Source organism: Actinomadura atramentaria DSM 43919 (genome assembly GCF_000381885.1).
Lineage (GTDB): Bacteria > Actinomycetota > Actinomycetes > Streptosporangiales > Streptosporangiaceae > Spirillospora > Spirillospora atramentaria.
The window spans coordinates 23,657-40,904 of record NZ_KB907222.1 but is presented as its reverse complement, the minus strand read 5'-3'; the positions used below and the strand labels follow the sequence as shown (position 1 = coordinate 40,904).

Sequence of the window (17,248 nt, the reverse complement as noted above, 5' to 3'; positions counted from 1 at the left end):
CCGAGCTGGGCGGGACCGGAATGACCAGGTGGGCATTCTCCTGTTAGATTCCGAATCCCGTTCTATCGCTGGAGGCCGCCTTGAGTCCCTGGAACACCCCCGAGCGCACCGCCCTGCGCGCGCTGGTCCGCGACTTCACGACCCGGGAGATCGTCCCGGACCTCGCCGCGTGGGAGCGCGCCGGGGAACTCCCCCGCGACCTGCACCGCCGCGCGGCGGCGGCCGGGCTGCTCGGCGCGGGGTTCCCGGAGGACGCGGGCGGCTCGGGCGGCGACCCGATCGACGCGCTGATCGTCGCCGAGGAGATCATCCAGTCCGGCGGGTCGGGCGGCGTCGTGGCGTCGCTGTTCACGCACGGGATCGCGCTCCCCCACCTCGCCGCGTCCGGCGACAAGGCGCTCATCGACCGGTTCGCCCGGCCGGTGCTCGCCGGGGAGAAGATCGGCTCGCTCGGCATCACCGAGCCCGACACCGGCTCGGACGTCGCGAACATCCGCACGACCGCCGTGCGCGACGGCGACTCCTACGTCGTCAACGGCGCGAAGATGTTCATCACCTCCGGGGTGCGGGCCGACTTCGTCACCACGGCCGTGCGCACCGGCGGCCCCGGCTACGGCGGCATCTCCCTGCTCGTCATCGAGAAGGACACGCCGGGGTTCACGGTGTCGCGGGCGCTCGACAAGATGGGCTGGCTCTGCTCGGACACGGCGGAGCTGTCGTTCACCGACGTCCGGGTGCCGGTGGAGAACCTGGTCGGCGAGGAGAACACCGGGTTCCTGCAGATCGTGCAGAACTTCGTGACCGAGCGGCTGTCGCTGGCCGTCCAGGCGTACGCGACGGCGCAGCGCTGCCTGGACCTCACGCTCGCCTACGTCAAGGAGCGCGAGACCTTCGGCCGCCCGCTGTCCTCCCGCCAGCTCGTCCGCCACAAGATCGTCGAGATGGCGCGCATGGTGGACGTCGCCCGCGTCTACACCCGCTCCATCGCGGAACGCCACCTCGCGGGCGAGGACGTCCTCACCGAGACCGCCTACGCCAAGAACACGGCCGTCTACGCCTGCGAACACGTCGTCCACGAGGCCGTCCAACTCCACGGCGGCATGGGCTACATGCGCGAGTCCGAGGTCGAACGCCACTACCGCGACGCCCGAATCCTCGGCATCGGCGGCGGCACCAACGAAATCATGAACGAAATCGTCTCCAAGCAACTCGGCATGTGACCCGACCCGCGGCTTCGCGGTCCGGGTGCGTCCTACGGCCGACATCCGCCGCTCGAACGTTCCGGCTCGGTCAGGGGCGGGAGGGGGGCTGGTCGTGCGGGGGGAGGGCGGCGGCGCGCAGGAACGCGGCCGCGAAGCCGTCGCAGGCCCGGTCGGGGTCGGGGAGGTCGACGCCGGGGACGGTCTCGAGCGCGGGCCGGGTGAGGAAGTGCATGAGCATCGGCGCGGCGAGCTGCTGGAAAAGCATGATCGTCGGCATGGGGCGGATGCGTCCGGCGTCGACCTCGGCGGCGAGCCACGGTCCGAGGACGGCCAGGACGCGGGGGACGAGCTGGCGGGCCAGACCCGGGAACGGGCTGTTGCCGGGACGGGCTAGAGCGTCGGCGAACATGGCGGGCATGATGCGCGGTTCGCGGGTCAGGGCGACGGTGAGCATCCGGTAGATCTCGCGGACGGTGTCGGCGAGGTCGCGCGGGGAGCCGTCCAGGATGTGTTCGAGGTCCGGGAGCGGGCTGTGCCGTTCGTAGATGGCGCCAAGGAGTTCGTCCCGGCCGCCGAACACGTCGTAGAGGCTGTGGACCGAGCAGCCCGCGCGGCTCGCGATCGCCTCCAGGGTGAGGGCGGCCAGGCCCTGCTCGCCGATGAGGCGGGCTCCGGCGTCGATGGCGCGGTCCCGGACGGGCCGCTGACCGCCGGGGTCGATCCCGAGCGCGCGCACGGCGTCGTCCAGTGCCCGGCGGGAGCCGCCCAGGCGGCGCATGAGGGTGCTGCGGGAGATGCCCGCCTCCGCCGCGATCTCGCGGGCGGGCACGTCGGCGACGTCGCGGCCTGAGGACCGCGCCAGACGGACGGCGGCGGCCACGATCTCGGCGGCCACCGCGGGGCTCGTGTCGGTCACGGCGGACCTCCTAGCTGCACCGGACGCGTCGCTGGAACATGACCAACTATGCCAGGGGATAGTGTGTCATAGTTTAGGTGGGCGGGCGGGACGGCCGCCCGGCCGGGAAGGGATCTCGAGGATGAGCGCTGCGGCGACGACGGACGGCGCACCTGCCGGCGGGCGCGGGGACGCGGTGATCCGCGCGGAAGGCCTGGTGAAGTCCTACGGGGCCTTCCGCGCGCTGGACGGCCTGGACCTGACGGTCGAGCGCGGTGAGGTACACGGGTTCCTCGGCCCGAACGGGGCCGGGAAGTCGACCACCATCCGAGTGCTCCTCGGCCTGCTGAAGGCGAACGCCGGCACGGTCGAACTCCTGGGCGGCGACCCGTGGAAGGACGTCGTGGCGCTGCACAGGCGCCTGGCCTACGTGCCGGGCGACGTGACCCTGTGGCCGGGCCTGACCGGCGGGCAGGCGATCGACCTGCTGGGCAACCTGCGCGGCGGCCTGGACGAGGAGCGGCGCCGCGACCTGGTCGAGCGGTTCGAACTCGACACCGCCAAGCGGGGCCGCCAGTACTCCAAGGGCAACCGGCAGAAGGTCGCCCTGGTCGCCGCCCTGTCCTCGGACGTCGAGCTGCTGATCCTCGACGAGCCCACCTCGGGGTTGGATCCGCTGATGGAGGCGGTGTTCCAGGAGGAGATCGCCAAGGAGAAGGCGCGCGGCCGCAGCGTCCTGCTGTCCAGCCACATCCTGTCCGAGGCCGAAGCGCTCGCGGACCGGATCAGCATCATCCGGTCGGGGAAGATCGTCGACGTCGGCACCCTGGACGAGTTGCGCCGGGGCACCCGCACCAGCGTCCAGGCCGTCCTCCGCACGCCGCCCGCTGATCCGGCGGAGCTGCGGTTCGTGAAGGACGCCCGCCTCGACGGGACGAAGTTCACCGGCACGGTCGAGCCCGACCAGATCAACGAGGCGATGGCCGAGCTCAGCCGTCACCAGATCAGCGCCCTCACGGTGGCTCCGCCCTCGCTGGAGGACCTGTTCCTGCGCCACTACGGCACCGAGGACGACCGGTCGTGACCGCCGTCGCCGGGCTCCGTCCGCTGCTGAAGGTCGCGCTGGTCCAGGACCGCAGGAACATCGCCCCGTGGGTCGTGCTGATCACCGCCCTGTCGGCGTCGTCGGTGCTCGCCTACGCGTGGGTGTTCCCCGACGAGGCCAGCCGCAGGCAGTTGACGGCCACGCTGGGCTCCAACCCCGCCCTCGCCCTGATCTTCGGGCCCGCGCGGGACCTGTCGACCGCCGACGGGTTCAACGCCTGGCGCGCCGGAGCCCTCGGCGCCTTCTTCGCCGCCCTGATGGCCGTCTTCATCGTGATCCGCAACAGCCGTGCCGACGAGGACTCCGGACAGGCCGAACTGCTGGCCTCCGGGGTGATGGGACGGCAGACCCGGCTGGCGACCGCGATGGCGATGGCGGCGTTCGCGTCGATCGCGCTCGGTGCGGTGTCGTGGCTGGTCACGCTGGCCTGCGGGGGCGGCCCGTGGGACTCCCTGGCCCTGTCGGCGACGTTCGCCGGCTCCGGGCTGATGTTCACCGGCGTCGCCGGGATCGCGGCGAACATCGGATCGGACGCCCGCACCGCCAACACCCTCGCCGTCGCCGTCCTGGGCGTCGCCTTCATCGTCCGCGGCTACCTCGACGCCGCCCAGGCCGCTCCCTGGACGGCGTGGCTGACGCCGTTCGGCTGGCTGGAGGAAGTGAGACCGGCCTCCGGGAACAACCCGTGGCCGCTGCTGGCCGCCGTGGCGTTCGCCGCGCTCACCGCCGGGCTCGCCCTGGCCCTCAACCGGAACCGGGACTTCGGGATGGGGCTCATCGCCCCGAAGCCGGGGCCGGGACGCGGCGGCCGGGAGACCACCGTGTGGGGGCTGGCGTTCCGCCTCAACCGCGGATCGGTCATCTCCTGGCTCATCGCGTTCGCCGCCCTCGGCGTCGTCTTCGGATTCCTCGCCGGCCCCGTCAGCGACGTCCTGGGCGACGGCTCGGCGTTCCTGCCCACGGGGGCCTCCGCCGGTTCCTCCAGCATGCTGTTCGCCTTCCTCGTCCAGATCCTCCAGATCGTCGCGATCATCGCCGCCGTGTTCGGCGTCCAGATCGTCATGCGTATCTACGCCGAAGAGACCGACTACCGCGTCGAGCCGCTCCTGGCCGCGTCACTCAGCCGCGCCAAGTACCTGGCCAGCAACGCCGTCATCGCCTTCGCCGCACCGGCCATCGCCCTGCTGATCACCGGTGCCGTCCTCGGCGTCGTCGTCACCGCCACGGAACCCGGCATCTCCGCGGGCGAGGTCTTCGGTCAGGCCGCCGCCACCATCCCGGCCGTCTGGGTCCTCGTCGCCCTCGCCCTGGCCGCCGTCGGCGCGCGACCGGACGCCCGGCTGGTCGGCTGGCTCGGCGTCGTCGCGACGTTCGCCCTCACCCTGCTCGGCCCGCTGTTCAGACTCTGGGACTGGGTTCTCGGCATCAGCCCGCTCCACCACGTCCCCTCCGTCACGGCCCCCCACCCCGACTGGACCGGCCTGCTGATCGTCGCCCTCGTCGGCCTGGCGTTCACCACCGTCGCCTTCGCCGGCTTCCGCCGCCGCGACATCCTGTGACCCGTCCTCCGTCGCGGCGGGTGGGCTCATGGCCCGGGGTCACCCGTCCGTCCGGCGGGGTGGTTCAGTTTTCTCCGAGGATGAGGGAGCACCAGGTCGTGCCCTGTTGCGCGCGCACGCAGGCGGCGCCGATGGCGCGGGTGGCCGGTGAGCGCCCCGCGCCGCCCCGGGGCGCCTGGTCGCCCGCCGCGCGGTTCAGCCGGTCGTCGGTGCGCAGCCGGGGCACGCCGTTGGCCGTCCGTCCCCCGTTGGCGGCGGCGATCATCGGCGCTCCGTCCCGGATCGCGCGCTGCCGCGCCGTGACGCCGGGACGCGGCACCGGCGGCGATGCCGTTCGGACCGGCGGTCCGGACGGTGCGGCGCTCGGCGCAGCGGTCCGCCGGTGTACGGGCTCGGCCACGACGGCGGCGGTCGCGCCGGGCGCCGGGGACGCCGCGCGGGACCGCTGGGTTCCGGCCGTCGCGGGCCGCGCGGACACGGCGGTCGACGGGCCGCGCGGCGCGTCCTCCGGACGGTTCAGCACGACCACGACCGGCACGGCGACGAGCGCGACGCCCGTCACCGCGCCGACTGCGGGAAGGGACGCGAGTTTGTGCAGCGCCCCGGCCTTGGCGGCGGCGCCCGCCCCCACGGGCGCGCCGGTCTCGCCGAGGACCGCCGGGAGCAGCGCGACCGGCAGCAGCGCCGCGCGCAGGCACCGGTCGAGGTCGGTGAGTTCGGCGTAGGCGTCGGCGCAGCGGGGGCAGCCGCTCAGGTGCGCGCGGAGCCCGCGGGACGCGCCGCGTCTGCGGACGGCGCGGGCGAGGGCCGCGGCGTATCCGGCGCAGACGGTGGACGCGTGCAGGGCCAGATACGCCTCGCGCAGGCTCTCGCGGGCGCGGAACACCAGGACGTTGACGTGGCTCTGCGTGGTGCCGAGGGCGGCGGCGACCTGGGCGCGCGGCTCCTCCTCCACGACCGCGTGCCACAGCACGGTCTGCCGGCGTTCGGGCAGCGCGCGGAACGCGGCGGCGACGAGCGACCGGTCCTCGGCGCCGGCGACGTGCTCGTCCAGGCCGGTGCCGGTCCGCGGGCCGTCAGGAGAACCGGTGAACATGCGCACCATCCTCCCCGCGGCCGTGCTCGCGGCGGGGGCCGTCGTCACGATGACGGCGCCCGCCGCGTCGGCCGCGACCACCACCGTCCGCCAGGACACCGCCGACGGCGCCGCCTATTCACCCACGGCGCCGCCGGGCTCTCCTTCGACGTCTGCAACCGCGACAACCCCGCACGCCCGCTCCCCGACGACGACGCGCAGGGCAGGGCCGCCGACATCACCCTGGTCAAGCTCGCCGGAAGCGACGGCCTGTGCCCCGACAACGGCACCGGCAGCGCCGCGGCCGTCGCGCGCGGCGAGAGCACCCCCGGCTCGGGCGTCTTCGACCGCAAGCTCCATCTGACCTCCTGACCGCGCGGTCCCGGCCTTCACCGCGAGATCGCCGCGTGCGGCCGTCGTCAGCGGTAGCGGCAGCCGTCTCGAGAAAAGAAGAACGATGAACGGATTCACGGCGGCCTCCGTGCGCGCGGACCTGGTGGAGCGCGCGGCGACTTCGGCGCGAACCGTGGTCTGGGGCCCGTGGGGATCGGGACGGTCCTGGTTCCTGGACACCGTGGCGGAACGCGCGCCGGGCCCGGTCGTGCGGATCTGCGGGCACCGCGACGGCGCGCGCGGCGGCTTCGGCGCGGTCGCCGACGTGCTGACCGGGCTGGAGTCGGCCGGGCTCCCGCCGCCCGAGCTGGCCGGGCCGCTGCGCGATGTCACCGAGGCGCTCGTGCGCCGCGCCGCGCCGCCGCCGGACGGCTGGGACCCGGTCGCCGTTCGCCTCGCGCTGGCGGCGGCGCTGGACTCCGCGCCGGACGTGCGGCTCCTGGTCGACGACGCCCAGTGGCTCGACGCCGCCGACGTCGAGGTCCTGGCGGCCGTGCTCCGGACCGTCCGGGCGCCGGTGGCGGTGGCCGAACCGCGCCCGGGGAACGCCCTCCGGCTGTGCGGTCCCCGGGCGACACGGCTGCTGCTGCCGCCGTTGCCGGTGGAGGACGTCGCGGAACTGCTGGAGGCCCACGGGCTCCCGGTCCGCTGGGCGTTGCGCGCGCACCGCGCCTGCGGCGGCAACCCGCGCCTCGAGGCGCTGATCCGCGACGCGGGCGACGTCAGAGCGGTTCACGCCGCACTGGCCGCGTCGGTCGAGGACCCGGTGCAAGCCGTCCGGCACCGCCTGCTCGCCCGGGACGGCTTCGACTCCGCGCTGGCGGCCGACGCGGACCGGGCGGCCGACGCCGCCCGGTCCCGCGGTCGGCGCTAGCTGGCCGGGGAGCTGGCGCTGACGGCGGCGCGGCAGACCCCGCCGGGCGACGCCGCCGCGCGCGGCGCGCGGTTGCGCGCGGCGGCGGCCGACGCCGGCGCGAGCGGATCGGCCGAGCTGGCCCGCCTGGTGGGCGAGGCGGCGGCGTCGGCGGGCCGCGCCGACCGGGTGGCGGCGCTGCTCGCCACCGTCGACGCGGGCGGGCAGGCGCTCCACGAGATAGACGACGCGCTGGCGGGCGCGGCGGCGGCCGCCGGGGACGACCCGGTGCTCGCGGCGGCGGTCGAACTGCGGGCGGCGGTGCGCGCCAACATCGGCGCCGGCGACCCGGTGCTCGCCCGCGCGGCGGCGGCCCGGTCGGCCGAGCTGGCCCGCCGGGGCGGCGACCGCGCGGGCGAGGCGATGGCCCTGACGATGCGCGCCCGCATGGAACGGATCACCGGCGACCCCGCCGCCGCGGGCACCCTGGCCGCCGCGCTGGACCTGGACGTCCCGATCGAGACGATCGGCGTGCAGCGCTGCCCGCAGTACCTGGCCGCCCGGCACGCGGTGTTCGACGACCGGCTGGACGAGGCGCGCGGGCGGCTGCTGCGGCTGCTGGCGGTGGCCGAACGGCGCGGCGACGCCGAGGACCTGGAGGAGGTGCTGCGCAGCCTGGCGGAGGTCGACGTCCGGCGCGGGGCCTGTGCCCGGGCCCTGGAGTGGAGCGACCGCGCCGTCGACGTGTGCGCGGCGGCGGGCCTGTCGCCCGGCCCCGTCTGGTACACCGCCGCCGTCGCGCAGACCGCCGGCGGGGACCTGGACCGCGCCGCCGAGCTGGCCCGGCGCGCGGTGCGCGCGTCCCGCCAGGAGCACGACCTGGTCTTCCTGTCCCGCGGACTGCTGGCCCTCGGCGTCGCGCAGCTCGCGGCCGGGCGCGCGGCGGACGCGGTGACGGCGCTGCGGCGGGTGGCCGAGTCGGAGGGCCGCCAGCGGGTCGCCGACCCGTGCTGGACGCGCTGGAGCCCCACCCCGGCGTGGAGCGGGCGGCGGCGCTGTGCGCGGCGGCCCGGGGCCGGTACGACGAGGCGGCGGCCCGGCTCCGCGACGGCGCCGCCGGATTCGCGGCGCTGGCGATGCCGGTGGAGACGGGCCGGACGCTGCTGGCGGCGGGCCGGGTCGAGCGCGCCCGGCGGCGCCGGGCCGCCGCCGTCGCCCATTTCGAGGAAGCTGCCGGGCTCTTCGAGTCGGCGCGGGCGCGGCCGTGGAGCCGGCTGGCGGCGGCGTCGCTGGACCGTCCGGCGGCGACCGCCGGGACCGCGCTGACCGAGCCCGAGCGGCGGCTCGCCGCGCTGGTCGCCGCGGGGGCGACCAATCGGGAGACGGCGCAGCGGCTGTTCCTGTCGGTCAAGACCGTGGAGGCGACGTTGAGCCGGATCTACCGGAAGCTGAACGTGCGGTCGCGCACCGAGCTCGCGGGAGTGCTCGGGCGGGAGGAGGCGCGCCTGACCGCCGGTGCGCCGGCACCGGCGGTCGGGCGGCCGCGATCTAGCGGAACCAGACGTTCCAGGTGAACCGGGCGGCAGCGGTCGCGCCGCCGGATCCGGTGGCCGTGACAGTGGAGGTGAACAGCCCCCACTGGCCGGGCGTGCCGGAGATGACGCCGGTCGCGGCGTCGATGCGGAGGCCGGGCGGCAGGCCGATCGCCTGGTAGCGCACCGCGTTGGACGCTTTGATCGTCAACGTCACCGGGACGCCGACGTACGCGGTCTGCGTGCCGGGGTCGGTGATCGCCGGTGTCGTACCGCCGCTGCTGCGGATCGTCCAGCCGAACGAGGCGGTGCCGTTCGCGCCGTTCCTGTCGCGGGCGGTGACCGTGACGGTGCTCGTACCGGCCGCGCCCGGCGTGCCCGAGACCACGCCGGTGGACGCGTCGATCCGCAGCCCGGCGGGCAGTCCGGCCGCCGACCAGGTGTAGGGGGCGGTGCCGCCGGAAGCGTGCAGCGTCAGCGAGACGGCCCGTCCGACCGTGCCGGTCTGGTCACCGGGCGCGGCCACCGTCGGGGTGCCGGGCTGCGTTCCGCCGGTGGCCAGGGTGAGGTTCCACTTGGCCAGGGCCTCCCCGACCGGCTGGGCGTCGGTGTTGGGACCGGACTGCCCGCAGGCGTTCCCGCCACCGGAGTGAATCCCGACGGCCTTGTCCCCGGTCACGTAGGAGCCGCCCGAGTCGCCGCCCTGGGAGCAGGCGTTGGTGACGAACAGGCCGTCGATGACGACGTTGCCGTAGTCCACCGACTGGTTCACCGCCGTGACCGTCCCGCACCGCCAGCCGGACGTCTGCCCCGAACGGCAGATCGACATGCCGGTGACGGGCTGGGTGTAGCCGGTGACCACGACGTCGGCGCCGCCGTAGGTGTTGACGTCGGGCGACAGCGTCCAGGCGGGCTGGTCGACGTCCACCAGGCCGAAGTCGCCCTCCCGCGCGTTCACGCTGTGCGTGCCCCCGGTGTTGGACGTGCCGACGCGGGAACCGTCATACCCGTAGGCGGCCTGATCGGCGTCGTTGGTGCAGTGCCCGGCGGTCAGGAAATGCCGGGAGCCGTCGGCGCCCACGGCCGAGAAGCCGACCGAGCACGCCCCCTCGGCGCCGGGAACCCACGTTTCGCCGCCGCGCACCGTGCCCTGCTGGCGCTGCCGCGCGGCGGTGACGATCGACACGACGTCGCCGAGCCCGCGCAGCTGCCGGACCAGGGCCGTGGTCGCAGGATCGTCGGCCCGGGCGTCCACGGCGACCCGGACGCGGTTGAGCCGGGGGTCCGTCCCCCAACTGACCAGCCCGGGAGCCGGGGTCACCGCGCGGGCGGCGCGGGCGAGGGCCGCCTGGTCGTGGCGGACCCGCACCGGCACGGCGCCCGCCGCCCGCGCCCGCGCCGCCGCCGCGTCGGTGGTGACGGCGGCGACGAGCCGCCCCGAGGCGGCGTCGAACCACCGGCCGGGCTGGTCGGGACCGGCGCCGAGCCGTGCGGCGACGACGCCGCGGACGCGGGGAGGGCCAGGGCCACGGCGAGCCCGGCGCCCAAGGCGAACCGGACGCGAAAGGTCGAACCTCGGATCAGGGAAGCCATCCGATCTCCTACGGTCAGAGCGTGATCCCCCGTCTGCCGCGCTCAACCTAGAAACCGGACCAATCCCCCGAAACCGAGAAAACCCTCGCCGTCCCCCTCGACTCCGTTCACGGAGACGTTTCATACGCCTGGATGCGTGAACCCCGCGATACGCCCGCCTACCGGCGGTTCTGGTCGTCCTCGCGGGTCTGCCGGGCGCGGCGATGGGCCGCGACGCGCTCGCGGGTGGCGCACCGGCGGGAGCAGTAGCGGCGTTCGGGTCCGCTGCCCTGGTTGATGAAGACGTTCTCGCAGCTCGGCGACGAGCAGATCCGGCCGGGCGGCCGTTGCCGGTCCCAGACCAGGACGGTCAGGGCCATGCAGGACGAGGCGAGGAGCCACTGGCCCCACGGCGCGTCGTCATCGTGATCGAGGTGCGGATGCCAGGGCGTGCCGCCGTCGTGCGAGGTCAGGCGGAGCGGCCCGGTGTGTTCCCGCAGGAGGCGGTTGAGGGCGGTGGCGGCGTCGTCGACGTGTTCGGCGGCGAAGACGTCGCGGAGCAGGACGGCGGCAGCGCGCATCTCGGCGATGTCGGCGGCGGTGAGTCCGTCCGGCACGGACTCGCCGTAGGCGGCGAGTACGTCGGCGACGGTCGCCGGGGCGGGGCGGTCACCGGTCAGGGCGTTGATCAGGGCGGCGGCCCGCCGGGCCATCGTCAGCACGGAATGGCGGGTGGACCAGTCGCCGGTATCGGGTCGCACGACCCGAATGTAACGCATATTGATGTTTTTTGAGTTACCTCCGTATCGTTGCGCCGATGAAACGGCGCTACTCGTTGTGCTCGTACCTCGCCGGAGCGGTGGCAGCCCGTCTCGGGGACGAGATGTCCGGGCCGGCGCTGATGCTGGCGGGGTTCGCCCTGACCGGGTCGACCACGGACGCGTCGTCGCTCCTGGCGGGCATCACCGTCTCGGCCGCGGTCGGGGGTCCGGTTCTCGGGGCGCTCCTGGACCGGACGGGACGGCCGGGCGGCATGCTCGGTGGCGCAATCGCGTTGTACGCGGCGGGCCTGGTTCTGATCCTGCTCGGCCTCGGTCACGTGCCGTTCACCGTCACCCTCGTGATCGCCGTGGCGACCGGGCTGCTGGGACCGGCCCTGTCGGGCGGGTGGACCGCCCAGCTCCCCCGCGTGGTGACCGGCGACCGCCTGCCCCGAGCGAACGCGCTCGACGCCATGACCTTCAGCGCGGCGAGCCTCGCCGGCCCGGCCCTCACCGGCGGCGCCGCGGAGGCGCTGGGAGCGCCGATGGCCACGGTGGTCTCCGCCGCGCTCATGGCCTCGGCGCTGCCCGCCGCCTGGCGGCTGCCCGCCCGTCCCGCCACGGCCCCGGACGTCCGGCCGACCTCGCTGATCAGCGACCTCGCCGCAGGCATCCGAGCCATCGCCGGAAAACGCCTACTGGCGCGGGCGACCCTCGCCTCGGTGATGTGCTGCACCGCGCAGGGCATGCTGACCGCCTGCCTCCCGCTGCTCGGTGAGCGCGTCCTGGGCGGAGCCAACCAGGGAGTGATGCTCCTGTCCTGCTCGGCGATCTCCGCCCTGGCGGCCAACGCCCTGCTGGCGCGGTTCCCGCGGGCCGTCGCCCCCGACACGATCATCTGGGCCGGCGCGCTGGTCCAGGCCGCCGCACTGGCCCTGGCCGCCGTGGGACGACCGGCCGCGCTGATCGCGGCGATCGTCCTCATCGGGATCGGCGAAGGCCCCCAGCTGGTCGCCCTGTTCGCGGTGCGCCACCGGGAGGCCCCGGAGCACCTGCGCGGTCAGATCTTCACCACCGGCGCCAGCTTGAAGATCACCGGATTCGCCGTGGGAGCGGCGATCACCGGGCCGGTCGCGGGCTGGTCCCTCCCCGGCGCCCTGGCACTCGCATCGGTCCTGGCGGGCGCGGCAGTTCTCACCGTGTTCATCCCGTCCGCGACCGACGCGCCGCTGTCGAGGAGCTAGGGGCCGGTGTTCGCGCCGTTCCGGCGTTGGGCGGTGTCGGGTCGTCCGTGCGCGAAAAACCCCGTGCGGGCGCGTGAGTGCGCTTCCTAGGATCGGGGATTGTGCAGTCCGAACCTTCTTTCATCAGCGATGAGACGATCGCGCATGGGGTCGCTGCGCACTGGCTGCCCGAGGTCGCCGATATCAGTTACCTGCCCTGGGGATTCGGCGCGCACCACTGGCGTGCGACCGGTGGGGGCACCACTCTCTTCGTGACGTTGGACCAGGTGGAGCCGCGGCACAGCGCGGCGTCGCTGGAGGCCGCCTACGCCGGGGCCGCCGCCCTGGCCGCCGCCGGTCTGGGCGTGGCGTGTGCGCCGTTGCCCGCGCGGTCCGGGCGGTTCACGGTCGACGTCGGGGCCGGTGCGCTCAGCGTCACGCCGTGGCTGGACGGCCGGAGCCCGACCGAGGCGGAGTCCCGCGAGCCCCGGCACGTCCGCGAGGTCGTCAGCGCGCTGGCCGCGCTGCATCGCACTTCCCCACCTGACGGCCTGCGGTTCTGGGCTCCGCAGGTCGGCCCCGAATTCGCCGACGAGTTGCGGGAACACACGGCCGAGCCCTGGACGAGCGGGCCGTTGGCGGAGCAGGCGCGGACCGCCCTCGCCGCACACGGCGATGCGATCGAAAGCTGGACGAGCCGCTATCTGGAACTGGCGGATACAGCTCTCCACCGTCGAGATGAATGGGTGCCGACGCACGGCGAACCGCACAACGACAACCAGGTCATGACCGCCCACGGTTTGCGGCTGGTCGACTGGGAGTCGCTGGCCCTCGCGCCGCCCGAACGGGACTACGCCGATCTGCTCGCCGCGGCGGGCGGCCTCCTGCGCCCCGACCCCGCGATGGTCGAGTTGTTCGCGCTGGACTGGCGGCTCTCCGAGATCGCCGAGTACGCGCGCTGGTTCGCCGCCCCGCACACCGGCACCGACGACGACCGCACCGCCCTGGAAGGGCTGTACGAGGAATTGGCCGGGGGTGCGGAATAGCTGACGCAGTTCGTACGCCCGGCGTCCTGACAGCGCCGCGGGAACGCACCGGGCCGTCGCGCCATCACTCGCTCACCGCCGCCGGGTAGGCGGGCGGCGCGGCGTTGATGCGCTGGGCCGGGATGATCCGGTCCGGGGCGGCCGCGTCCAGGAGCCGGTACCGCACCGGGCGCAGGAACTGTCGCGCGGCGGGCGAACGCCGTCCGAAGCCGACGACGTCGACGGCGACGACGCCGTGGTGGGTCGCCACGGACGAGGCCAGGGCGAGCGGGTGCCGGGGCATGGTTCTCCGTTTCGGGAGTCAGATCTCGGACCAGAAGTCGACCAGCTCGTCCCCGCTGAGGCCGTGCAGCAGCCCGGCGCGGGGGCGGAGGCGCTCGCGGCGGCCGCTCGGGCGGCGCAGTTGCCAGACGGTGGTGAGGGCGAGGGCCATCACCGTCTCGTCGGCCGTCCGCGGACCCGTCTCACGGCCGCCCGCCGACCGTGCGGCGGCACGGCGGGCGGCCGCCGGGTCGGCGGGCCGGCGCGCCGGACGGGCGTGCGTGCGTGGGACGAGCGTGCGGGTGGTCACGGCGGTTCCGAGGGGAGTCGGGAACGGGGACGCGGCTGAGCGCGCGCCTCCGACCCTGCCCATCCGGTCGGCCGCCGGTCGGCGGATCGACCGGAAGCGTCCGCGATGCACCAAGGCCGACCAATACGTTCCACGCCCGCCGACGGCCCGCCGCGCATGGGGGCGGCGGGGCCGTCCGCGCCGCGCGGCCGGGATCGGCCGCGGGCGTCGCGCTCGGTGCCCCGCTCCGGCGTCGCCGCGATGACGCCCGCCGCCCGCCGCCGGACGCAGGCCCCGACGCCGAGCGCGGTGCCCGGCGGGCCGGTGGAACCGCGGACCGCCCCGCCCGATCTGCCGGACCCCGCGCTGATCGGCACCGTCGCGGAACTGAAGACCCGCCTGGCCGCGCTCAAGGAGCGCGCGGACCTCTCCTACCGGTCCATCGTCCGGGCGAGCGGCGGGGCCTACTCCCACACCACCTTCCAGGGCGCGGTCCGCGCCGACCGGCCGCTCCCCCGGCTCGACGTGCCGCGCGACTTCCTGCGCGGCTGCGGCGTCGCCGACGACGAGCTGGCGCCGTGGGAGGACGCCTGGCACCGCGCGCGGTCGAACAGGTGACGCCCTGATCCGGCAACGAGCCGCGCCCCCGGACCCCCGCGGTCCGGGGGCGTGCTTTCGCGCGCGCCGGGTACTCCCGAGGTGGGAGGCATGATCATGTCGAGAGCGCTGGTGCTCGGGCTGGGCGGGGTGACGCGCTCGCCGTGGCAGGCTGGGGTCGTCGACGGCCTGCGCGGGGCGGGAGCCGACCTCGACGCCGCCGACGTCCTCGTCGGCACCGCGGGCGGTGCGCTGTTCGCCGCGCTTCTGGCGCACGGCGCCGGGCTGGCCGAGGCGGCGACGGAATTCGCGCGGATCGACGGCCGGCTGCGCGCCTCGGGCGTCGTCCCCGCCGTCTACGAGCCCGTCCTCGCGATACTGGGCGACGCGTCGCTCCCCATCGACGAGCGGCGGCGCAGGGTCGGGCGGCTGGCCGAACGCGTCGACCTGACCGGCACCGAGGCGGGCCTGGACGCCCTCGTGGCGCTGCTCCCGTCCGCGCGATGGCCGCAACGGCAGTTGCTGATCACCGCGACGGACGCGGCGACCGGCCAGCGCGCCGTCCTGGACCGCGACAGCGGCGTCTCCCTGGACCAGGCGGTACGTGCGGCCTGCTCGGTCCCGGGCCTCGCGGGACCGACGCCCATCGGCCGGCACCGGTACATGGACGGCGGGATCTTCTCCCCCACCAACGCCGATCTCGCGGCGGGACACGACCGGATCCTCGTCATCGCACCCCTCCCCGAACTCGCCCCGGCGAGCGCCGAACCGGAACGGCTCGGAACGAGCACGGTCCAGACCATCCGCGCCGACGAGGCCACGAGCGAGCTCTTCGCGCTGACGTCCTTCGACCCGGACGTCCCGAACCGCACCTACGACCAGGGCCTGCGCCAGGCGGCCGATCTCGCCGACCAGATCAGGAACCACTGGAACGGCTGACGACGCGGCGGCTGGTACCTCACCCGGATGCGCGGGCGACGCCGCGCCGTTCCGCGTCGTCGTCTCCGGCGCGCGCCGCCCGGAAACCCCACGAATAAGGGACTAGGCGCCCCGGGTCGCGAGGAGCGCGTGGACGGTCGTGCGGACGCGGGCCGCCACGGCGTCGGGGTCGGCGGCGGCGAACTTGCCGTCGAGGTGGAGGAAGGCCAGGCCGTGGACGAGCGCCCACACGCCGTCCGCCAGCGGCGCGGGGTCGGTGTCGGGGAACACGCCCGCCACGAGGTCCCGGACGTACCCGGAGACGGCGGCGACCGCCGCGGCGCGCTCGGCGTCGCCCGGGCCGCAGGGCTCGGCGAACATCACCCGGAACATCGCCGGGCGGTCGAGCGCGAAACGGACGTAGGCGACGGCGATCTCGGCGAGATCGCCGGGAGCGGTGCCGGCCTCGGCCAGCTTCTCGGCCAGTTCGCGGTAGCCCTCGGCGGTGACGGCCGAGACGAGGGCGTCGCGGCTCGGGTGGTGCCGGGAGGGGGCCATCGGCGAGACCCCCGCCCGGCGGGCGACGGCGCGCAGGGACAGGCCGGTCGATCCGTCCACTTCGAGGAGTTCCAGCGCCGCGTTCAGGCAGGCGGCGCGCAGGTCGCCGTGGTGGTAGGGCCTCGGCGGCCTCGATCATCGGCCGGACGTGCTCCCGCACGGCGACCACGATGGCGGCCTTCTCCGCCGCCGACCGGGACCGCAGCGTCGTCCCGAAGACGGACTTCCTCGATGTTTACGCCATATACGTCAGCTCGGAAGTATGCACCGTCGACATAGGGGGCGGCGCACTCGGGGCGATACCCGCTGACTCGGGATAGGCTGGGCCGCGGTCAATGGGGGTAGCGATGCTGGAAACGCTCTACTACGAACTCTCGATAGCCGCGGCGCGGCAGTCGGGTTTGGTCACCCGGGCGCAGGTGGCGCGCCTCAGCGCCGACGCCGCGGTGATCGACCGCCTCAAAGAGGCCAAACTGCTGCGGGAACTCGACGACGACGTTTTCGAGCTTCCGAGCAGTCGCAACAGCCCGACATACGCCTACCCGTATGCGGCGTGGCTGGCGCTGGCCCCCGACCGGTTCCGCTGGGAGCGCCCGGAGGACCCGACGCGGGACGCCGTGCTGTCGCACCACTCCGCCGCGCGCGTCCACGGACTGGGCGCCCTGCCGGTGCTGCGGACGGCGTTCACCGCGCCGGAGGAGATCCCCGCTCCGCGCGGCGCCGTCGTCCACGCCGGCCGCCTCGCGCCGGAGGACGTCACGGTCGTCCGGGGAATCCCGGTGACCACGCCGCACCGGACGATCCTCGATCTCGTCCGCTTCCCTTTCAACGACGAGGAAATCGGCCGCGTTCTCCAGGACGCGCTCCGAAAAGACGTGATCGACCTGGCGGCCATTATCGACGCGATGGCGCCGTTGGCCGCGGAGTACGGTTTTCCGGCGGACGGCGCCGCGATGCTGCGCCGATTCCTCCCCGATCTCGTCCCGTCCTCGCTGTCCCCGCACAACCTCCGCACCTACGCGAAACTCGTCTCCCCCGATGACATCGCCGTCATCAAAACCCGGATCGCGGAAGCGCTGAGCATCGTCCCCTCGGCGGCCGAGGTCATGGAGACCCTGAGCGAGGACGTCGCCGCCGACATCGTCGGACGCCTCCGCTGGCCCTGACCCCCCGCGCGAACCGCGCGGACACGCGGGTGTGCCAGCCGCCGGTGTGAACGTGGACGTCTCGCAGGCCCGGGGCACGTTCGAGGGCGTTCGGACCGCTGGGCGGCGTCGCCGCCGGGCGGGCCGTGCTGATCCACGCCGCCACCGGCGAGGCCGCGACCACCAACGAAGCCGGCGCGCCTGCCCTGACGGCCGGCCCCCCGGTCGGCTCGTCGCAACGCGCGCCGCGAACCGGACCGGGGG

19 protein-coding genes are annotated in these 17,248 nt (G+C 74.8%); 11 read left to right on the top strand and 8 right to left on the bottom strand.

Annotation, left to right across the window (positions count from 1 at the left end; genetic code table 11):
• Positions 1-80 precede the first annotated feature (80 nt).
• Positions 81-1,220, top strand: coding sequence for an acyl-CoA dehydrogenase family protein (locus G339_RS0127435; protein WP_019634269.1), 1,140 nt, complete (start codon positions 81-83; stop codon positions 1,218-1,220).
• 70 nt (positions 1,221-1,290) lie between these two features.
• On the opposite strand, the gene G339_RS0127430 is transcribed toward G339_RS0127435, so the two are convergent.
• The gene (locus G339_RS0127430) at positions 1,291-2,118 is read right to left on the bottom strand and encodes a TetR/AcrR family transcriptional regulator (protein ID WP_240489916.1); all 828 of its coding nucleotides are present in this window, start codon (positions 2,116-2,118) and stop codon (positions 1,291-1,293) included.
• A gap of 121 nt (positions 2,119-2,239) precedes the next feature.
• Between G339_RS0127430 and G339_RS0127425 the strand changes: the two genes are divergently transcribed.
• Together G339_RS0127425 and G339_RS0127420 are read left to right on the top strand one after the other, a co-directional pair.
• Positions 2,240-3,181, top strand: a complete 942-nt coding sequence (locus G339_RS0127425; RefSeq protein WP_019634268.1) for an ABC transporter ATP-binding protein — start codon at positions 2,240-2,242, stop codon at positions 3,179-3,181.
• Entirely contained in the window at positions 3,178-4,761 is a 1,584-nt protein-coding gene (locus tag G339_RS0127420) for an ABC transporter permease (protein WP_019634267.1), read from the top strand. The genes G339_RS0127425 and G339_RS0127420 overlap by 4 nt, the downstream gene beginning before the upstream one ends.
• Positions 4,762-4,825: 64 nt before the next feature.
• Here the strand turns inward: G339_RS0127420 and G339_RS37165 are convergent, their stop codons facing one another.
• Positions 4,826-5,956 carry a sigma-70 family RNA polymerase sigma factor gene (locus tag G339_RS37165; protein WP_157408043.1) on the bottom strand — a complete coding sequence of 377 codons (1,131 nt, stop codon included), beginning with the start codon at positions 5,954-5,956 and terminating at the stop codon, positions 4,826-4,828.
• A 15-nt stretch (positions 5,957-5,971) separates the two neighbouring features.
• Positions 5,972-6,307, bottom strand: coding sequence for a hypothetical protein (locus G339_RS0127410; RefSeq protein ID WP_157408042.1), 336 nt, complete (start codon positions 6,305-6,307; stop codon positions 5,972-5,974).
• Here G339_RS0127410 and G339_RS37160 point away from each other — a divergent pair.
• The 3 genes from G339_RS37160 (at position 6,294) to G339_RS41150 (ending at position 8,656) form a co-directional block, all read left to right on the top strand.
• Positions 6,294-7,103, top strand: coding sequence for an AAA family ATPase (locus G339_RS37160; protein WP_026341825.1), 810 nt, complete (start codon positions 6,294-6,296; stop codon positions 7,101-7,103). The two genes, G339_RS0127410 and G339_RS37160, sit on opposite strands and share 14 nt — an antisense overlap.
• Positions 7,104-7,175: 72 nt before the next feature.
• Positions 7,176-8,408, top strand: a complete 1,233-nt coding sequence (locus G339_RS40650) for a tetratricopeptide repeat protein (protein WP_026341824.1) — start codon at positions 7,176-7,178, stop codon at positions 8,406-8,408.
• A complete protein-coding gene (locus G339_RS41150) occupies positions 8,357-8,656 on the top strand; it encodes a helix-turn-helix domain-containing protein (protein WP_420804506.1) in 300 nt (99 codons plus the stop codon). Before G339_RS40650 ends, G339_RS41150 begins: the two co-directional genes overlap by 52 nt.
• Here the strand turns inward: G339_RS41150 and G339_RS35490 are convergent.
• Positions 8,631-9,989 carry a putative Ig domain-containing protein gene (locus G339_RS35490; protein ID WP_019634265.1) on the bottom strand — a complete coding sequence of 453 codons (1,359 nt, stop codon included), beginning with the start codon at positions 9,987-9,989 and terminating at the stop codon, positions 8,631-8,633. The two genes, G339_RS41150 and G339_RS35490, sit on opposite strands and share 26 nt — an antisense overlap.
• Before the next feature lie 376 nt (positions 9,990-10,365).
• Positions 10,366-10,947 (bottom strand): CGNR zinc finger domain-containing protein, encoded by a 582-nt coding sequence (locus tag G339_RS0127390; RefSeq protein ID WP_240489915.1) that lies wholly within the window; start codon positions 10,945-10,947, stop codon positions 10,366-10,368.
• A 56-nt stretch (positions 10,948-11,003) separates the two neighbouring features.
• Here G339_RS0127390 and G339_RS0127385 point away from each other — a divergent pair, with 56 nt between their 5' ends.
• Both G339_RS0127385 and G339_RS0127380 read left to right on the top strand, forming a co-directional pair.
• Positions 11,004-12,191 (top strand): MFS transporter, encoded by a 1,188-nt coding sequence (locus G339_RS0127385; RefSeq protein ID WP_051107978.1) that lies wholly within the window; start codon positions 11,004-11,006, stop codon positions 12,189-12,191.
• Between the two features lie 101 nt (positions 12,192-12,292).
• Positions 12,293-13,216, top strand: coding sequence for a phosphotransferase (locus G339_RS0127380; RefSeq protein ID WP_019634262.1), 924 nt, complete (start codon positions 12,293-12,295; stop codon positions 13,214-13,216).
• 64 nt (positions 13,217-13,280) lie between these two features.
• Here the strand turns inward: G339_RS0127380 and G339_RS0127375 are convergent, their stop codons facing one another.
• Complete coding sequence (locus G339_RS0127375; RefSeq protein ID WP_019634261.1) at positions 13,281-13,499, bottom strand: hypothetical protein; 219 nt, start codon at positions 13,497-13,499, stop codon at positions 13,281-13,283.
• A gap of 18 nt (positions 13,500-13,517) precedes the next feature.
• The gene (locus G339_RS0127370; RefSeq protein WP_157408040.1) at positions 13,518-13,787 is read right to left on the bottom strand and encodes a hypothetical protein; all 270 of its coding nucleotides are present in this window, start codon (positions 13,785-13,787) and stop codon (positions 13,518-13,520) included.
• A gap of 105 nt (positions 13,788-13,892) precedes the next feature.
• Here G339_RS0127370 and G339_RS39165 point away from each other — a divergent pair, with 105 nt between their 5' ends.
• Both G339_RS39165 and G339_RS35485 read left to right on the top strand, forming a co-directional pair.
• On the top strand, positions 13,893-14,384 hold the full coding sequence (locus tag G339_RS39165) for a helix-turn-helix domain-containing protein (protein ID WP_169514792.1): 492 nt from the start codon (positions 13,893-13,895) through the stop codon (positions 14,382-14,384).
• Positions 14,385-14,474: 90 nt separating this feature from the next.
• Positions 14,475-15,302, top strand: a complete 828-nt coding sequence (locus G339_RS35485) for a patatin-like phospholipase family protein (protein ID WP_019634258.1) — start codon at positions 14,475-14,477, stop codon at positions 15,300-15,302.
• A 102-nt stretch (positions 15,303-15,404) separates the two neighbouring features.
• On the opposite strand, the gene G339_RS0127355 is transcribed toward G339_RS35485, so the two are convergent.
• A complete protein-coding gene (locus tag G339_RS0127355; RefSeq protein ID WP_276203779.1) occupies positions 15,405-15,926 on the bottom strand; it encodes a TetR/AcrR family transcriptional regulator in 522 nt (173 codons plus the stop codon).
• Between the two features lie 260 nt (positions 15,927-16,186).
• Here G339_RS0127355 and G339_RS37155 point away from each other — a divergent pair, with 260 nt between their 5' ends.
• Positions 16,187-17,005 carry a hypothetical protein gene (locus G339_RS37155; RefSeq protein ID WP_019634255.1) on the top strand — a complete coding sequence of 273 codons (819 nt, stop codon included), beginning with the start codon at positions 16,187-16,189 and terminating at the stop codon, positions 17,003-17,005.
• The last annotated feature ends 243 nt before the right edge of the window (positions 17,006-17,248 follow it).

Coding starts and splice junctions, on each gene's coding strand:
- G339_RS0127425 (WP_019634268.1), top strand. CDS start 2,240: ATGAGCGCTGCGGCGACGACGGACGGCGCACCTGCCGGCGGGCGCGGG.
- G339_RS37160 (WP_026341825.1), top strand. CDS start 6,294: ATGAACGGATTCACGGCGGCCTCCGTGCGCGCGGACCTGGTGGAGCGC.
- G339_RS0127385 (WP_051107978.1), top strand. CDS start 11,004: ATGAAACGGCGCTACTCGTTGTGCTCGTACCTCGCCGGAGCGGTGGCA.
- G339_RS0127375 (WP_019634261.1), bottom strand. CDS start 13,499: ATGCCCCGGCACCCGCTCGCCCTGGCCTCGTCCGTGGCGACCCACCAC.
- G339_RS39165 (WP_169514792.1), top strand. CDS start 13,893: ATGCACCAAGGCCGACCAATACGTTCCACGCCCGCCGACGGCCCGCCG.
- G339_RS35485 (WP_019634258.1), top strand. CDS start 14,475: ATGATCATGTCGAGAGCGCTGGTGCTCGGGCTGGGCGGGGTGACGCGC.
- G339_RS37155 (WP_019634255.1), top strand. CDS start 16,187: ATGCTGGAAACGCTCTACTACGAACTCTCGATAGCCGCGGCGCGGCAG.